This window comes from Azospirillum sp. 11R-A, assembly GCF_049472615.1.
Taxonomy (GTDB): Bacteria; Pseudomonadota; Alphaproteobacteria; order Azospirillales; family Azospirillaceae; genus Azospirillum; species Azospirillum palustre.
In genome coordinates this window covers 1-16,506 of the sequence record NZ_JBCEBL010000011.1, presented here as the reverse complement: position 1 = coordinate 16,506, position 16,506 = coordinate 1, and the positions used below count along the sequence as shown (strand labels likewise).

At 68.2% G+C, this 16,506-nt stretch carries 9 protein-coding genes; 5 read left to right on the top strand and 4 right to left on the bottom strand.

All coding sequences use genetic code 11. The features are described 5' to 3' along the window. Positions 1-2: 2 nt before the first annotated feature. Positions 3-1,016 carry a chemotaxis protein CheB gene (locus tag VH569_RS16420; RefSeq protein ID WP_423316294.1) on the bottom strand — a complete coding sequence of 338 codons (1,014 nt, stop codon included), beginning with the start codon at positions 1,014-1,016 and terminating at the stop codon, positions 3-5. Between the two features lie 159 nt (positions 1,017-1,175). Here VH569_RS16420 and VH569_RS16415 point away from each other — a divergent pair, with 159 nt between their 5' ends. The 3 genes from VH569_RS16415 (at position 1,176) to VH569_RS16405 (ending at position 6,078) form a co-directional block, all read left to right on the top strand. After that, positions 1,176-3,443 (top strand): CheR family methyltransferase, encoded by a 2,268-nt coding sequence (locus VH569_RS16415; RefSeq protein WP_423316293.1) that lies wholly within the window; start codon positions 1,176-1,178, stop codon positions 3,441-3,443. Between the two features lie 286 nt (positions 3,444-3,729). Then, complete coding sequence (locus tag VH569_RS16410) at positions 3,730-5,169, top strand: PAS domain-containing sensor histidine kinase (RefSeq protein ID WP_423316292.1); 1,440 nt, start codon at positions 3,730-3,732, stop codon at positions 5,167-5,169. Between the two features lie 228 nt (positions 5,170-5,397). After that, positions 5,398-6,078, top strand: coding sequence for a LuxR C-terminal-related transcriptional regulator (locus VH569_RS16405; protein ID WP_423316291.1), 681 nt, complete (start codon positions 5,398-5,400; stop codon positions 6,076-6,078). An 18-nt stretch (positions 6,079-6,096) separates the two neighbouring features. On the opposite strand, the gene VH569_RS16400 is transcribed toward VH569_RS16405, so the two are convergent. Then, positions 6,097-7,644: a hypothetical protein gene (locus tag VH569_RS16400; RefSeq protein WP_423316290.1), complete on the bottom strand. Its 1,548-nt coding sequence runs from the start codon at positions 7,642-7,644 to the stop codon at positions 6,097-6,099. Between the two features lie 320 nt (positions 7,645-7,964). Here VH569_RS16400 and VH569_RS16395 point away from each other — a divergent pair, with 320 nt between their 5' ends. Next, positions 7,965-8,180, top strand: coding sequence for a hypothetical protein (locus VH569_RS16395; protein WP_423316289.1), 216 nt, complete (start codon positions 7,965-7,967; stop codon positions 8,178-8,180). A gap of 130 nt (positions 8,181-8,310) precedes the next feature. On the opposite strand, the gene VH569_RS16390 is transcribed toward VH569_RS16395, so the two are convergent. Beyond that, entirely contained in the window at positions 8,311-9,633 is a 1,323-nt protein-coding gene (locus VH569_RS16390) for an HlyD family type I secretion periplasmic adaptor subunit (RefSeq protein ID WP_423316288.1), read from the bottom strand. Positions 9,634-9,684: 51 nt separating this feature from the next. Continuing rightward, entirely contained in the window at positions 9,685-13,788 is a 4,104-nt protein-coding gene (locus VH569_RS16385; protein ID WP_423316287.1) for a peptidase domain-containing ABC transporter, read from the bottom strand. Positions 13,789-14,109: 321 nt separating this feature from the next. Between VH569_RS16385 and VH569_RS16380 the strand changes: the two genes are divergently transcribed. Further along, positions 14,110-16,506: beta strand repeat-containing protein (locus VH569_RS16380; RefSeq protein ID WP_423316286.1), on the top strand; the 2,397-nt coding region annotated here is incomplete at its 3' end.

The following is a 16,506-nucleotide window of genomic DNA, read 5'->3' as shown; positions in this document are numbered from 1 at the left end:
GATCACCGCTTCTTCTGGGAGCTGGTGTTCCGGACCTCCGGTTTGGACAGCACGGTACGCAGCAGCTCGGCGTTCTTGCGGGCCTCCTGCTTCTGGCTGTCCCAATTGGCGGCAATCAGGTCCTGGCCGCGTTCGCGGGCATAGTCGCCCAGGCGCTGGAACAGCTCCACCCGCTCCTCGTGGGTCCGCAGGGCGACCCACAGGGCCGTTTCCATCGCTTCGGCCTGCGCCGCCTCCATGCTGTCGGGGCTGTAGGCATGACCGACATGGCAGCGGAAGCGCAGCACCGGTCCGTCATGGATCTCGCTCAGGCCGCCGCCGCATTCCGGGCAGGACAGGGTGGTCGGCAAGCCGACCGCTTGGGTGTCTTCGGACACGGCTGTGAACTCCTGCTCGGCGATCCGCGCCTCGGTGGCGACATCGAACGGCACGGGCGGGCTCGGTGGCGCCGGTTCGGCGGCCAGCCGGGACAGCAGGGCCGGCATATGGTCGAGCGGCAGGACGTGATCGGCTTCACCGTTGTCGATGGCGCTTTGCGGCATTCCCGGCCATTCGGCATCGCCCGGGTCCTGGACGACGCCGATGCCGCCGCAACGGCGGATCGCCCGCAGGCCGGACGTGCCGTCGTCCAGGGTGCCCGACAGCACGACGCCGACGACGCGGCTGCCGAAGGCGACCCCGGCCGAGCGGAACAGCGGGTCCACCGCCGGTCGCGTCCGGTTCTCCCGCGGGCCGCGGCGGACCAGCACCCGGTCGCGGTGGACCAGCAGATGGTGGTCGGGCGGCGCGACATGGATGTGACCGTGGCGGATCGGTTCGCCATCGACGGGATGGAAGGCCGGCAGCCAGCCGGTCCGGTCGAGCAACTGCGGCAGGACGCTGCGGGCATTGGGCGTGATGTGGAGAACGACGAACACCGTCGGCGCCCACCCCTTCGGCATCGCGCCGAACAGGCGGGTGAGGGCGCTCAGACCGCCGGCCGATGCACCGATGGCGATGATGTCGCGATTCTCCATGAAGCCAGAACAGGTCCGCAGCTCCGGCGTTTCACGATTGGCTGAATAATTCCCCTGTTCCTTCCAGCACTTCCCGGGAGGGGCGTAGGTCTCCGCGCCGCTTGAGCCGGGGGCGGGCGGGCGACTATGCTGTCCCCCACACCGTCATGACGCAAGATAATGACCAAGAAGACCGACGATCCCGACAGCGATTTCAACAATCTGATCCGTCATATCCAGGAAAGCCGCGGCATCGATTTCCGCGGCTACAAACGCACGAGCCTGGAGCGGCGCATCCGCCGGCGGATGGAGGAGGTCGGCTGCGACGGCTTCGCCGCCTACCACGCTTTTCTGGAAGCCCATCCGCAGGAATTCGTCGATCTTCTGAACACCGTCCTCATCAACGTCACCTCTTTCTTCCGCGACGGCGAGGCGTGGGAGGTGATGCGGCGGGAGGTCGTCCTCCGTATGCTGGAGCGCAAGGGCGACCAGGCGCCGATCCGGATCTGGAGCGTCGGCTGCGCATCGGGCGAGGAACCCTATTCGCTGGCGATGATGTTCGCCGAGGCGCTGGGGACGGCGGAGTTCTGCCGGCGCGTCAAGATCTACGCCACCGACCTGGACGATGCGGCGCTGAACACCGCGCGCCACGCCACCTATGGGCCACGCGACGTGGAATCGGTGCCGGAACCGCTGCTGGAACGCTATTTCGAGCGCATCGGCAATCATTACGTGTTCCAGCGCGACCTGCGCAAATGCGTGATCTTCGGCCGCCACAATGTGGTCAGCGACGCGCCGATCTCCCGCATCGACCTGCTGATCTGCCGCAACCTGCTGATCTATCTGGAGGCCGACACCCAGGGCGTCGTCCTGCCGCGGCTGCATTACGCCCTGGTCAATGACGGCTTCCTGTTCCTGGGCAAGGCGGAAACCCAGCTGGCCCGGTCGCGCATGTTCGAACCGGTCGACCTGAAAAGCCGCATCTTCGCCAAGGTGCCGCAGGAATGGCGGCGGAGCGCCGGCGGAAGCCTGTCGCTGGCCAACGACGCCGGCAGTCCCCGCGTCAACCAGCAGGTGCGGCTGCTGGAGAGCATCGTCGACGGCAGCTCCACCGGCTATCTGGCGGTGAATGCCGAAGGGGTGCTGGTCTTCGCCAACACCCATGCCCGCCGCCTGTTCGATGTCGAGGAAAGCGACATCGGCCGCCCGTTCCAAGACCTCACCATCTCCTACCGCCCGACCGAGCTGCGCAGCCGGATCGAGGAGGTGCGCAATTCCGGCCGCATGGTCCGCATCGAACACCAGCCCTTCACCCGGCCGGGGGCCGAGCCGGTCCGCCTGACCATCGAGGTGTCGCCGCTCTACAGCCGCGACGGCAAGGCGTTCGCCACGCTGCTCAGCTTCTTCGACACCAGCCGCGTCTATCTGCTGCAACAGGAGATCGAGGCGGCGCAGGAAAGCCTGGAAACCACAATCGAGGAACTCCAGTCCTCCAACGAGGAGCTGGAGACGACCAACGAGGAACTCCAGTCCACCAACGAAGAGCTGGAAACGACCAACGAGGAACTCCAGTCCACCAACGAGGAACTGGAGACGATGAACGAGGAGCTGCGCTCCACCAACGAAGAGCTGGAGGTCGCCAATGAGGAGATGCGCCGGCAGAGCGAGGAGGCGGGCGAGTATCGCCTCTATTCCGAGTCGATCCTGCGCAGCATCGACGTCGGCATCATCGTTCTGGACGACAACCTCACCGTCCAGTCCTGGAACCGCTGGAGCGAGAATGTCTGGGGCCTGCGCAACGAGGAAGTGATGGGCGAGGTGTTCCTGGACCTCGACATCGGCCTGCCGGTTCAGCGCCTGCGCCGTCCGCTGCACGACATCCTGACGACGCAGGCGGCGGTTGAGCCGGTGGAGATAACGGTGATGGACCGCCGTGGCCGGCGCATCGCCTGCCGCATCCGCCTGTCGCCGCTGCTCTATGACACCCGGCTGGCGCGCGGCGTGGTGCTGATCATCGAGGATGTGACGGAGCGGGCACGGTCCGACGCGTTCGCCGAATATCTCGGGCGAATCATCGGGGAGTCGCTGAACGAGGTCTATTTCATCGATCCCGCCACCTTCAGCTTCCAGCTGGTCAACAAGGGGGCGGAGCTGAAGCTGGGCTATTCCCTGGAGTCGCTGCGCCAGATCGCCCTGCACGACCTGATGCCGGACATCGACGCCCTCGCCTTCACCCGGCTGGTGGGGCCGCTGCTGTCCGGTGAAAAGGCCGAGATCGTGTTCGAAACGACCATCGAGGCCCCCGACCAGACGCTGCGTCCGATGGAAATCTGCATGCAGTATTTCGCGGAGGAACAGCCGCCGATCCTCGTCGCCATGGCTCATGACGTGACGGAACGGCAGCGGATCGGTCTCGACGACAGCCGTGCGGAGGTTGTCGGCAGCTGATCGTCGGGCCGGTTTGCGTGATGGGGACGAAAAGAGAGTCCAAACGGGTTTGTTTGCGAACGACGGTATCAGGGCTGGTGATGACCCGATACTCAATTTCCGTCATGGTGATCGCTCTAAAGAAACTGTCCGGAACAGCGGCTGACCTTGACAGTTCAGATAGTGAACTTACTGCTGTTCTGCCCTGGCGACTTGATGCAACGTGGCGCGTTGGTGGTACTGGCGGGGGTTGGATGGAATGTCCGATGACCATGGATTCAAAATTGCGGGGACCGCGGGTGCCGGCATGAAGGCCAAGCCGCTGGTCGTGCAGCCCCTGTGGGACCATATGGACCATGCCGTCATCGTTACCGACAGCCGGCTCGATGCTCCGGGGCCGACCATCCTCTATGTCAACCGGGCCTTCACCACCCTGACCGGCTACCGGGCGGACGAGGCCATCGGCCGCTCCCCACGCTTCCTGCACTGCCACCGCACCGATCCCGCCGTGGTTGCGACCATCCGGCGTGATTTGCAGCAAGGCGGTGCGGCCCGTGTTTCCCTGGTCAACCGGCGCAAGGATGGCGGCGACTATCTGTGCAGCCTCGTCATCACGCCGCTGGTCGGGCCGCGGGGCGAAACCGAACATTTCATCTGCGTGGCCCAGGCCCTGAAGGAAGATCGGACGCCCGACGCGCTGATGCGCCTGTCGGCCGAGTTGGAGCAGGCGCAGACGCTGATCGAGGATCTGGAGCGGCGCCAGAGCGATGCCGATGAGCTGATCGAGCGGCAGACCCGTGAACTGGCGGTCATGACGGAGCGCTACCGCCACTCCCTGGCGCAGCTGGATGCGATTCAGGAGAGGCTGGCCATCCGCGAGACCGCGCTGGAACGCCGGGGCAGGGATTTCGAACGCTCGGATTCCGAATTACACGCCTCGCTGGAAGAGTTGCGGGCGATGGACGAGGAACTGCGCGTCACGCTGGATCAGATGGAGGAGGCCAATAGCCAGCTGGCCCGCACCAACGAGGAACTGCGCCGCCTCCAGGCCGCCGATGCCGACAAGCTGCAACTCCTGGCCTCCGCCAGCCACGATCTGCGCCAGCCGGTGATGTCGATGGGGCTGTTCCTCGATGTCCTGCGCAACCGCCTGGGCGAGGCGGAGCGGCCGATCATGGGCGGGCTGCTGGCGGCACACCTGTCGATCCGCACCCTGCTGGAAGGCATGCTGGATACGGCAAGGCTCGATGCCGGCGTGCTGGAGCCGATGATCGAGCCGTTGCCGGTCGCGACGATGCTGGAAATCATCCATGGCGAATTCCTGCCGCAGGCCGAGATGCGCGGCCTGCGTTTCCGGGCCGTTCCCAGCACCGCCACAGTGCTCAGCGACGCCCAGCTGCTGGAGCGCATCCTGCGGAACCTCGTCGCCAACGCGCTGAAATACACCGTCTCCGGAAAAATCCTGCTGGGCTGCCGGCGCTGCGGCGATTGCCTGCGCATCGAGGTGTGGGACACCGGCCCCGGCATTCCCGAGCACAGCCAGCAGGCCATCTTCGAGGAGTTCCGACAGCTCGACAACCCGAGCCGCGACCAGAAGCGCGGCGTCGGTCTGGGGCTGGCCATCGTCTCGCGGCTCGTCGGCCGGCTCGGCCACGCGGTCGGCCTGCGCTCCTGGCCGGACCGTGGATCGGTCTTCTCGGTGACGGTTCCGCTTGCCGATGGCAGGAGGCGCAGGCGCCACCATTGATGGTCTGGAGTGCCACCTTCGGTTTGGAATCCGGTTATCCCCATGCCCCCTCATCCCCGCTGATGGAACCATTCATACTGATGCAGGATTGGTCCTAAGGTTGCGGCATGCCCTGCGTTTCCATGGGCAGATGGCACTTTAGGCGAGTAAAGGGGAACAAAAGTGGACCATCACGTGCAGCACGCTCATGACTCAGCAGGTTTGGATCAGCCGTCCGACCGCCGGGGCTTGCCCGGCACTCCCCTCAAGTTCCTGATTGTCGACGATCATGCCCTGGTCCGCTACGGCCTGTCGCTGGCCCTGCGGCAGCGCTATGAGGATGTCGCGATCGTCGAGGCGGGATCGCTGGCCGATGCCATGCGCAAGGTGAATTCCGAACCGGGGCTGACCGCCATCCTCTACGATCTTCAGATGGGCGATGCCGACGAGCACAGCGGTTTGGCTGAGATGCTGGAGGCGGCCGGCGACGTGCCGGTGATCGTGGTCTCGGGCGCGACCGACGGCAACGTCATCGCGTCCTGCATCCGCGCCGGCGCCCGCGGTTTCGTCCACAAGGGATGCGAAAGCGCGGTGCTCGACCAGGCGCTGCCGATCGTGCTGGAAGGCGGCATCTTCGCCCCGGCCCCCCCGGCCGTGCGCGGCGGCACGCCGATCCGCATTCCGCTGCCGGCCGCCATGCCGCCGGTCCGCACCGAAAGCGACGCCGTCAACGGCCTGACGGAACGTCAGCGCGAGGTGCTTCGCCTGCTGCTGGAGGGCCAGTCGAACAAGGAGATCGCTCGGGCGCTGGGCGTGCTGGAGGGCACCATCAAGGTCCATCTGCGCACGGTGATGCAGCGGCTGGGAGTCCGCAACCGCACCCAGCTGGCGCTGGCCACCATGAAGTCGGGGATCAAGCTGTCGTCCTGATCCGGCAAACGGTGGGGATTATTGTGGCGTCGGGCCGATGCCGCGCTGCTGGGCGGCGTCCAGCAGGCTAACCAGTTCGCCCGACACCCACCAGCGGCAGCGGCGGCGCTCCTCGGTCGCGACGGTCACGACGCGCTCGATCAGCCTGTTTTCCCCGGCGTTCAGCTCACGGCCATCGCGCAGGGCCCGCTCGGCGATGCCCAGCAGGGTCTTGTCGATGGCCGTCACCTCGATGGGGTAGCCGGCTTCCTCCGCCAGTTCGCACAGGTCCGCCATGGCCGACAGCGCGTCCTCCCGGCCATAGGCGCCGATCTGGCGGAACAGGGCGGCCAGATGCTCCCCGATTGCCGTCAGCCAGGGGTTGGTCGAGGCGGCGATGCCGCGGCGGCGCAGCCGATGGTTGAAACCGTTGATGAAGCGCACCGGGTCGATCAGCGGCCGGGCCGAGGTGCTGGCGTTCAGCGTCAGCAGCCGGTGGCTCAGCACCGGCACCACCTCGCCCTCGACCAGCCCGGTCACCCGGCCGACGGCGGCCGAGACTGCCGCCCAGCTGCGCCCGCCGCGTTCGACGCCGAAGCCCTGCAACGCGTCGTACCAGCGGAAGGCACGCTCCTGCAGGCGGTCCACCGTCTCGCCCGCCGTCAGCTGCGGCGGGGCAGGGCGGCCGAGATGCAGATCCTCCAGCTTCTGGCGCAGGCATTGCCAGCCGAACTGCACATGGCCGACCGCGGCCTCCACCAATGCCGGGCTGGGCGACATGCCATGGAGGGCCAGTGCCTGATCGGGATCGCGCGACCCGTTGATCAGGGCCAGCGCATAGTGCATCGCGCCGTCGGGCGAACCGTGCTCCGCCATCTCCGACACGGCGTGCAGGATGCCGATGGTTTCGCGTGGGCGAACGGCACCCTTCCACAGCGGCGCATGCTCCAGCATGGAATCCAGCATCGCCAGATCGCCCATCGACAGCGGCGCCACGCCTGCCAGCCCGCGCTTGCGCAGCAGCGTCAGCCGTTCGGAGTTGGCCGTCGCCAACAGCGGCCCGGCCACGCCGCGCTGGCGCAGGACGGCCAGCGAGCGGATGCGAAGCTCTTCCGCCCAATCCGCCGCGGCGGTGGAGGCGAGAACCCTGTCCAGCGGATGTTCGCTGGCGCGGGCGGCGATGTCGGACTGCACCCGCCCGGCCAGTTCGCGCAGATGCGGCAGCAGCGCGAACCACCAGGCGCTGGCGTCGACCACATGCATGCAGCCGGCCGGCCGGGTTTCCGCCAGCATCAGCTGGTCGGTGCGCAGCATCACCGGGTCGAACCAGCCGGTCCAGATGCGGCGCGCATGTTCGGTGCGCGGCCCGTTCAGCATGGCGACGATCAGCCGGCCGACCTCCACCGTCATCTGGTCGTCTTCCAGATGCCCGGCCTGCACCAGTTCGAACAGCTTGGATTTCTGCGCCCGGTCCAGCGGAGCCAGAATCGCCTTCACCTTGTCCAGGCTGACGGCAGCCGGATCGGGTTCGACCGCGCGGAGCGGAGCGGTCTGAAGGGAGGCGCTGCGGTTGGGGCGGCCGGCCATTGGCGTTCACGGGCGCTGCTGAATCGCGGCAATTTTAGGTACTGGCACGAATGATTGCTACTGGTATGTCGTGACATATTCTGTCGAGCTGTGTCGGAGCCGTTTCATGCAGCACCTCCGCAACTTTTGGCCGACGGGTCGACACAATTGAAACGAGATGCATCAAATGCATCCAAAATTTATTTCATTTAAGCGCTAAATGGTCCCTTCACACGCGTGTGCCGTACACTCATTATGGGGTCAGGCATCGCCTCCCGCATCAAGGCGCTCACATGGTTCCGCAGCAGATCGCCGACACCGCTCCCAGGTTGTTCACAGTCATGACCCAGGCCGACTCCCGCAAGGCTGAGAAGATCGGACCCGAGCAGGCGGCGGACGATTTCGTCGCCCGTCTCGCCGCGGCCGGCCTGCCGGCCGAAGAGCGCGCCGAGGCCTACGAGGCGGCACTGAAGCAGCTGATGGGACACCTGATCCGGCAGGAAGGCTGGCTCGCCGAGGAATTCACCGCCGTCGCCCGGTCACTCGGCGCCTACTGACCCTTTACGCCGCTCCCACGCCGGCCGCCCGTCCAGTCAGGACCGGCGGCCTTTTTTGCGTTTGTGAAGCGTGTGCAGAGAGTGGCCGCCATCCCCTCCGCCCGGCGGGAAGAGGGGATGGCCGATGTCCTCACCGCTCGTTGAAGCTGTCGGACAGGGCGAAGTAGATCGGCTTCAGCAGATATTCCAGCAGCGACCGCTCGCCGGTGGGCAGTTCCACCTGGGTGGTCATGCCGGGAAGAACCGGGTGCTGGACGTCGTCGCGGCCGACATGGTTGCGGCTGAGCGCCACCACCGCCTTGTAGTAGGGGCGGTGCTGCTCGTCCAGGAAGGTGGAGGCGGAGATGCGCAGCAGCTTGCCGGTGATGGCGCCATAGCGGGCGAAGTCGTAGGTCAGAACCTTGACCGTCGCCTCCTGCCCGACCTGGAGATGGCCGACGTCGCGCGGGGTGACGTGAGCCTCCACCGTCATTTCATGGTCGACCGGGACGACCTGCATCAGCACGCCGCCTTCCGGCACCACCGCGCCGATGGTGTTGACCCGCAGATCCTGCACCAGCCCGCGCACCGGCGACAGCACGGTCAGGCGCTGGGCACGGTCGTCGAGCTTGGCGCGGGCCTCGCGCAGCTGGGCGATCTCGGCGGTGACGGTGCCCATCTCGGTGACGGCGTCCTGCGACAGCTTGGCCGACTGGTCGAGGATGCGGTTGCCGGCCTCGGTGATCGCTTGGCCGGTGGCGATGATCTGACCCTCGATCCGCCGCTGCTCGCCCATCAGGCGCGACTGCTCGCGCTGGGTTTCCAGCGATTGCAGCTTCGACGACAGGCCCATCGATTCCAGCTTGTTGCGAATGTCGACCGATCCCGTGATGAAGGTGATCTGGTCCTTGATGTTGGCCAGCTGCCCCTCATACAGCGCCAGTTCCGCCTCGCGCTGCGACACCTGGGCGCGCAGAACGGCGATGGCGGTGTCGCGGGCCTGGCGCTGGGTGTCGTAGATCAGGGTCTGGTCGGCGACCTGCGACTCCGTCTGCGGCGTGTCGGGGCCGGAGACGCGGGCGAAATCGGGGGTCCGCCCGCCGGCGAAGGCGCGCAGCCGCTCCGCCCGCAGTTCCAGCGTCAGCAGGCGGGCGTTCATCTGTTCCCGCTCCGCCTGGACCTGCTTGGGATCGAAGACGAGCAGCGGCTGGCCGGCCTCCACCAGATCGCCTTCCTTGATCAGGATGGACGACACGATGCCGCCCTCCAGATGCTGGACGACCTGGGCGTTGCCGGACGGAACCACCTGCCCGGCGGTGACGACAGCCTCCTTGACCGGCATCAGCGTGGCCCAGGTCAGCAGGGCCGCCATCAGCAGGACCAGCACGAGGATGGTGGCGCGGACCAGCGACAGCGTCGCATCGTCGGCGCTGAGCGATTTGCCGGTGGGGCGGGCGAGGTCTGAAGCGGCCATCTTGCGGTTCACACGGGACTGGAGGAAAGAGCGAAGGGCGTCAGCGCCCGATCAGCGTTGGGGGGTGGCGGCGACGCCGGGCGGGCGTTGCAGCCCGATCCCGCCCAGCAGCGCCCCGGCGATGCCGTTGGCGACGCTATTGCCTCCCGGGCCAGTGCCGGGACCGACCGGACGGGGGCCGGGCAGACCGCCGGCCGGGGCGGGGCCGATCATGCCGGCATCCATGGTCAGCACCGTGTCGGCCAGCGTCAGGTGGCTCGGCCGGTGGGTGACCAGGAAGATGGTGCTGTGGCCGCGCAGGGCGGCGAGCGCCGCGTGCAGCGCCTTGTCGCCCTCGAAGTCCAGCCGGCTCGCCGGCTCGTCCAGCAGCAGGATGCGCGGACGGCGGATGTAGGCGCGGGCCAGACAGATCTTCTGGGTCAGGCTGGGCGACAGGCGCAGCGACTGGTTGTCGCCGATGCGGGTGTCGAGCCCGCGCGGCAGCGCCTCCACCTCGTCCAGCGCGCCGGCCAGCGACAGCGCCCAGCGCAGTTCGGCCTCGTCGGCGGTCTGGTCGGCGAAGCGGAGGTTCTGCGCGATGGTGCCGTAGAACAGCGAGCTGGCCTGCGGCACATAGCCGATGGACTTGCGCAGATCGACCGGGTCCATCTGGCGGATGTCGACGCCGTCGACCCGCACATTGCCGGCCTGCGGCGCGTAGAGCCCCAGCATCACCTTCAGCAGCGACGACTTGCCGGCGCCGTCCGGCCCGACGATGGCGACGATCTGCCCCGGCTTGACGTTGAACGTCACGCCGACCAGCGCCGGATCGGCATCGTTGCGGTAGCGCAGCGACACGCGGGAGAAGGACACCTCGCCCTTCAGCTTGCGCGGCTGCAGGGTGGCGCAGCGCGGCTCGCGCTCCGGCCGGATGCTCATCAGGCCGTTGATCTGGCGGGCGTTGGCGCGCAACTGCTCGATGCGCGGCAGCATAGAGACGGCGGTCTGCAACGGCACCATCACCCGCCACAGCAGCATCATCGACGCCATCAGCGCGCCCGGCGTCATCGTGCCGGCGAAGACCTGGAGGGCGCCGACGCCGACGGTGGCCAATCCCGCCACCGGCACCACCAGCCCGGCCAGCGCCGCATGGGTCGCCGACAGGTTGGCGGCGGTGTGGCCCGACCGGGCGGTGCGGGCCGACAGCCGGTCATACCGGTCGCGCCAGTGGGCCAGCCCGCCGATGGCGCGCAGGGCCGGCATCTTGGCGACCATCTCGACGAAGAATTCCTGCCGCTCGGTGTCGGCGCGCGCGGTGGTGCCGGTGCGGGCGCGCACCAGCGGGTGGACGGCGGCGCCGATGGCGGCGGTGACCAGCACGGCGGCCAGCGGGACCAGAGCCAGCGGCCCGCCCAGCACCGCCATCACGCCCAGATAGAACAGGGCGAAGGGCACGTCGAACAGCGCCGCCACCTGACCCTGGCTGATGAAGTCGCGGATCGACTCCAGATCCTTCACCCGGGCGATCTGCGTGCCGATGGCCGCCCGTTCGCTCATCCCCACCGGCAGCATCAGGATGCGGTCGATGGTGGCGTTGCTGACGGTGCGGGCGATGCGCGACCCGGCATGGGCCAGCGCCCGGCCGCGGATCTGGCGCAGGGCGAAGTCGCCGGCGATGACCAGGAAGGCGCCGACGGCGATGGTCGCCAGCGTGTCGAACGACCCGGTGCCGATCACCTTGTCATAGATCGCCATGGTGAAGAGTGGGGCGGCGACCGACAGCAGGTTGATAACGGCACTCAGCCCCAGCACCGCCCACAGCAGCGGGAAATAGGCGTGGATGACCGAGCCGACCCAGTTCTGGTTCCCGGCGCCGGAGGCGGCCTCCCGCGGGGTGAAGACGTAGGCCGTGCCCTTGCCGTAGTTCAGCGTTACCGTTTCGCGCGACTGGCCGCTGAAGGCGGTGACGCCGTCGGCGTCGGCGGACAGCAGCGTGTAGATGCCGCCGTCGCGGGCGCGGAACAGGCAGGGCATCAGCGACGATTCCGGCCGGCCGAGGTCGAAGCGCAGGCTGCGCCCCTCGAAATGCAGGCGCTGGAACACGTCGCAAAGCTCCTCCACCGTCTGCACCTCGGAGAAGTGGGGCAGGGCTTCGGCCAGCGTCTGCGGCGCGCCGCGCCAGCCGAGAGCGTCGAGCAGCGGCACCATGCAGGCGCCGACGGCCGACGCCTCGGCCAGCCGGCGGCGCAGGATGTCGCCGTCGTCATGGGCGGCGCGGATCGGCTCCGCATCGGTGCCGGCCTCGGCGTCCGGTTGCACGGCGCTGGAGACGGCAGCCACCAGGGCCGGCTGTCCGCCGATGGCTTCGGCGGCCGGGTTGCGGGCCACCGCATGGCCGTCGACGATCTGCACCACCCGGTCGGCCAGCGACAGCAGCGACGGTCGGCTGCTGACCAGCAGGATGGTGACGCTGCCGCGCAACCCGTCGAGCGCGCGGCGGAACGCCTTGTCGGACTCGACGTCGAGGGAGGAGTTCGGCTCGTCCAGCAGCAGGACGGCCGGCTCGCGGACCAGCGCGCGGGCAAGGCAGATCATCTGGCGGGCGCCGCGCGGCAGCGCCTCCTGCGAGGCGTCGCCGACGATGGTCTCGTAGCCCTGCGGCAGGCTGGCGATGCGGCGGTCGAGGCCAAGGCGCCGGCAGACCTCCATCGCCAGATCGGCCCGGCTGGGGTCGAACAGCGTCAGGTTTTGCAGGATGGTGCCTTTGAACAGCTCCGGATGCTCGCCGACATAGACGACGCCGCCGATGCCGATCATGGCGTCGGCCCCGGTCAGGGTGCGCACGCCGACCCGGACCTCGCCGGACCGCGGCCGCAGCACGCCCAGGATCAGGCGCAGCAGCGTCGTCTTGCCCGAACTGTTGGTCGCCACCACGCCCAGGAACTCGCCCGGCCCGACGCTGAGCGACAGGCCGCTCAGGATCTCCGGCCCGCGGTCGTAGGCGAAGCTGACCTTGTCCATCTCGATGGAGCCGGGGGCCAGCGGCGTGGCGACCGCGCCGTCCGCCTCGGGGTATCCGTCCCTGGCGACCGGTGCTGCGGCGCCGTCCGATCCGACCTCCAGCAGGACATGGCCGATGCGGCGCAGGGCCAGCGACACCGACTGGTAGCGCACCCAGCGGTCGAACAGCGCCTGCACCGGCTGCACGCAGCGCCCCGCCAGCATCGAGCAGGCGGTGAGCACGCCGGTGGTCATCGCCCCGTCGATCACCGACACGCTGCCCAGCAGAACCACCAGCATCATCGTCGCCTGCGCCAGCGTGCCGGCAACGACGGAGGCGGTGCCGCTGAGCCGGGCGACGGTGAAGTCCTCCTCGCTGCAACCCTGTTGCAGGCGCTCGTGGCGGCGCAGCAGGCCGGCCTCGGCCCCCAGGCCCTTCACGGTGTGGACGCCGCCCAGCACCTCGCTGATGAAGTTCAGGCGCCGCTCCTCCAGCGTGTGGCGGCTTTCCAACGCCCGGCGCATCCGCCGGCCCAGCACGGCGCCGACGATCAGGAACAGGCCCAGCACCGCCACCGGGATCGCCGCCAGCCAGCCGGCCAGCAGGGCGATCAGGCCCAGGTAGAGAACGGCGAAGGGGATGTCGATGGCCGATTGCAGCGCTTGGCCCGAATAGAATTCCCGCACCAGCTTGATGGCGCGGTAGACCTCGAAATGGGTGCCGATGCCCTGCTGGGAAAAGGCGTTCAGCGGCATGTGCATCAGCCGGTCGATCAGCGACGCGCTCGACTGGTGCTCGATCCTCGCCCCCATCCAGGTGGTCAGCGCCGAGCGCGCAACCCGCAGGATCGCCTCCATCACCGCCGCCGCCCCGCAGCCGATGCCGAGCAGAAGCATGGTGCCGTAGGATTCGTTCGGCAGGATGCGATCGTAGACGTGCAGCAGCGTGACCGGCAGGGCCAGTCCGAAGATGTTCAGGGCGAAGGATGCGAGAATCAGCATCCCCCGGTCGCGGCGCGGGCCCAGCATGCCGGACAGCAGACGCCGCGCAGCCTTCTCGGCCGCCCGGTTGCTGTCGGCCCGATCCCGGTCGGCCGAAGCTTTGGCCGAGTCGGCGGACGATGTGGTGCGGGAGGTGGGCTGAGGGGCGGGCTGCAAGCGGATCGACCTGTTCACGGAGTTAACCGAGCGCTAATCAACACCATAATTGCTAGTGATAGGTAAATCCGCGAATAGCAACAAAAGGCAACCAAGTGACAAAGCGCATTGCGCGCGGCCCTTCGGAGGTTGCGCGAAAGCGGTAAAAACCCAACGGTTCCAAGGGATTTCGTTGCGTCCGGACGGACCCCTCAGGGTAGAGGTGAGGGGCGGTTCGGCATCCAACATGTTGAAACTCATCACAGGATGTTTCTTATCACAAGCAAGTGAGAGCGCTAGAACCTAGGCTCGTGACGGGTGGTGCGGTGCGATTTTGCACCCGACTTATGGAGCGGTCCGATGGCTGAGGAAGCGGTTCAGGGTAAGGTCCCGACGGTCGACGATCGTCAGATCCTGGACGATCTGACCCTTCTCCAGCAGGTCGATGGCACCCGCCTGGGCGGCGTCATCCATGAGGCGAGCTCGGTACAGCTTCAGCGGCCCGACGATACGCTGGGCTATGTCCAGACCGACTATCGCGGTGCCGAGGATCTGATGGTGGGCGGCGCGGTGCAGACCGGTGCCGTCGTCGGCGAATCGGTGGCTGTCGCCGCCGACCAGGCGGCGAATGCGCTGCTGCTGAACGGCGACGTGCTGCGCACCGAAGGCACCCGCGGATCCGGCCCGACCGGTCCCGAAGGCTCCGGCCCGACGGACGGGGAGGGCCGCGGGGCCGCCGGCAAGACGGCGGAGCGGGCGGAACTGCTGTCGACCGCGCGCACGACCTCGGCCTACGACCCGCTCGAGGCTGCGGCGTCGGACATCCCGATGCCCGAGACGCCCGACCAGGTGATCGACAACGGGGTGGTTCCCGCCGCCGAGGGCGTGACCTTCCTGCAGGCCGCCGCGGTGGTCGCCCCCGCCGTCGCCGCACCCTCGACGCCGGCCCCGGCGCCGGTGTCCGACACGCCCAGCCTGACGGTGAACGGGGTGTCCGGTGACGAGGACACCGCCATTGCCCTGAACATCGCCGCCGCCCTGACCGACACCGGCGGGACGGAGGTGCTGAGCGTCACCCTGGCCGGCATCCCGGACGGCGCGGTTCTGCGCGACGCCTCCGGTGCGGTGCTGACGGTGGTCAACGGCAGCATCGTGCTGACCGCGTCGCAGATCCCCGGCCTGACGCTGACCCCGCCGGCCAACAGTGGCGACAGCTTCAGCCTGACCGTGACGGCCACCAGCACCGACGGCACCGCCGCGCCCAACAGCGTCACCGCCACGCTGCCGGTCACGGTCAACCCGGTGTCCGACACGCCGACGCTCGGCGTCTCGGCCGTCACCGGCGCCGAGGATACGGCGATTCCGCTGTCGATCAGCCCGGCCCTGACCGACACCGACGGCTCGGAGACGCTGACGGTCACCATCGCCGGCATTCCGACCGGTGCGGTCCTGACCAATGCGGCCGGCGAGGTGCTGACCGTTTCCGGCGGCTCGATCACCCTGACGCCGGGCCAGCTGGCGGGGCTGGCGATCACCCCGCCGCTGAACAGCGACGCCGATTTCACGCTCACCGTCACGGCGACCAGCCGCGACGGCAGCGCCGCGCCGGCCAGCACCAGCCTGCCGCTGGTGGTCACGGTGAACCCGGTGACCGATACCCCGACGCTGAGCGTCAGTGCTGCGACCGGCAACGAAGACTCTGCGATCCCGCTGACGATCACCCCGGCGCTGACCGATACCGACGGGTCGGAGACGCTGAGCATCACGATCAGCGGCATCCCCGCCGGCGCCAGCCTCGCCAACGCGGCGGGCGACACGCTGTCGATCAGCAACGGTGCGGTCACGCTGACGCCCGGCCAGCTGGCGGGCCTGCGGATCACGCCGCCGGCCAACAGCGACGCCGACTTCACCCTGACCGTCACCACGACCGCGCAGGACGGCACCGCCGCGCCGGTGAGCGTCAGCGCTCCGCTGGCCGTTACGGTAAACCCGGTGACCGATACGCCGACCCTGTCGGTCACCGCGGCGAGCGGCAACGAAGATACGGCCATTCCGCTGGTCATCTCGCCGGCCCTGACGGACACCGACGGCTCGGAATCGCTGAGCATCACGATCAGCGGCATTCCCGTCGGCGCGAGCCTGAAGAACAGTGCGGGCGACACGCTGACGATCGGCAACGGTTCGATCACGCTGTCGCCGAACCAGCTGGCCGGCCTGACGATCACGCCCCCGGCCAACAGCGACGTGGATTTCACCCTGACGGTCACCGCCACCGCCCGGGACGGTGGCGCCGATGCGGTCAGCGTCAGCGCTCCCCTGGCGGTCACGGTGACCCCGGTCACCGACACGCCGACGCTGAGCGTTACTGCCGCCACCGGCAGCGAAGACACGGCGATCCCGCTGACGATCAGCCCGGCCCTGACCGATCTGGACGGGTCGGAGACGCTGACGATCACCATCAGCGGCATTCCGGCCGGTGCGGTGCTGACCAACACGGCAGGCGATCCGCTGACCATTTCCGGCGGGTCGATCACGCTGACGCCGGGTCAGCTGGCGGGTCTGGCGATCACCCCGCCGACGAACAGCGATGCGGATTTCTCGCTCACCGTCACCGCGACGGCCAAGGATGGCGTCGCCAACCCTGTTTCGGTGACGCAGACCCTGGCGGTGACCGTCAACCCGGTGACCGACACCCCGACTCTGTCCGTATCCGCCGCCCGCGGTGATGAAGACACCGCCATCCCGCTGACGATCAAC

Excerpts from the sequence above, each read along its gene's own strand:
- VH569_RS16400 (WP_423316290.1), bottom strand. The coding sequence starts at position 7,644 with ATGGCCGGCCGCCCCAACCGCAGCGCCTCCCTTCAGACCGCTCCGCTC.
- VH569_RS16390 (WP_423316288.1), bottom strand. The coding sequence starts at position 9,633 with ATGGCCGCTTCAGACCTCGCCCGCCCCACCGGCAAATCGCTCAGCGCC.
- VH569_RS16415 (WP_423316293.1), top strand. The coding sequence starts at position 1,176 with ATGACCAAGAAGACCGACGATCCCGACAGCGATTTCAACAATCTGATC.
- VH569_RS16410 (WP_423316292.1), top strand. The coding sequence starts at position 3,730 with ATGAAGGCCAAGCCGCTGGTCGTGCAGCCCCTGTGGGACCATATGGAC.
- VH569_RS16395 (WP_423316289.1), top strand. The coding sequence starts at position 7,965 with ATGACCCAGGCCGACTCCCGCAAGGCTGAGAAGATCGGACCCGAGCAG.
- VH569_RS16420 (WP_423316294.1), bottom strand. The coding sequence starts at position 1,016 with ATGGAGAATCGCGACATCATCGCCATCGGTGCATCGGCCGGCGGTCTG.